This window comes from Seonamhaeicola marinus (assembly GCF_008085455.1).
In genome coordinates this window covers 1-1,028 of sequence record NZ_VSDQ01000649.1, presented here as the reverse complement: position 1 = coordinate 1,028, position 1,028 = coordinate 1, and the positions used below count along the sequence as shown (strand labels likewise).

The window sequence follows — 1,028 nt, the reverse complement described above, 5'->3', positions numbered from 1 at the left end:
AACAAGTAACCATTTGTAAACAAAGCGGACACAGAGCTTCTTTAAACTGTAACGATACTGAGCTTGCTTACATTCAATTAAGCGGATTGAAAACCAAAGCTTGCCCCTATCATAAATTAATTCATTTAGATATTACTGAAACCTTTCAAGTAAATACATCTTGCGAAGATGTGCGTAATATAAAACACACCTCTTGGTTTGTATTGCCTCCATTAATGGCTTATTATTACAAAACTAATAATCCGTTTTACAAAACATTACCTCCTTTTAGAAATGACTGTTTGGGTAACACCACTATTTCAATGGCATTTATTTATCCAAACGATAATAATAATGTGTTTTTACCAAAAGATTTTGAGGGTAACACCAACGAACTCGTTTTAAAAGTAGCACACTCTAAACCCGAAAGTACTATATTTTGGTATTTAAATAGTGAGTTTGTTGGTAGCACTAAAAACTTACATGAGCTAGCTATTTTACCAAAAGAAGGTACACACACCCTAACAGTAGTTGATAGTTTTGGCAATGAAGCAAAACGTATTTTTGAGGTACGTAAATAAACTTAGTTTTTTATAACAGTTTTAATAATAGCATGATCACTTTTAAAGGTACAAACTTTATTGGTTTTTAAAATTTTTAAATCTTTTGAAACCCAAATATGATCTAATGATAAAAGAGGTAAATTATAAAACCATGTTTCTCTAAACCCAAATCCTTTTTTATTAAAAGCATGGTTAAAATTAGTTTTTAAAGGTTTTAATAACTTAGATTCATAAGGCACATTAAAATCGCCCAAAACCAATGTGTTTTTATTGTTTAAAATGTTTTTAGAAACAAAATTAAGCTCCCAACTTCTAGGAACATCAAAACTTCCTGAAACATCAACCGCATAAAAGTTTATATTGTATGTTTCAAAATTTATAACTGTTGAATTGTATTTTGATGGTTTAATGCTTTTAACTGAAATAGGCTGTTTTGAAAACACACCAATAGCTTCGTTTTTGTTTTCATAAAAATAATAATTAGGG

General features: G+C 29.2%; 1 protein-coding gene and 1 pseudogene. One reads left to right on the top strand and one right to left on the bottom strand.

Annotation, left to right across the window (positions count from 1 at the left end; translation table 11 throughout):
* Positions 1 to 560 (top strand): annotated as a pseudogene (locus FUA24_RS11005) (penicillin-binding protein 1C); the annotation flags it as partial.
* 2 nt (positions 561 to 562) lie between these two features.
* On the opposite strand, the gene FUA24_RS25170 reads toward FUA24_RS11005, so the two are convergent.
* Positions 563 to 1,028, bottom strand: a 466-nt coding sequence (locus tag FUA24_RS25170) for an endonuclease/exonuclease/phosphatase family protein (protein ID WP_187388256.1), incomplete at its 5' end; no start/stop codon positions are given.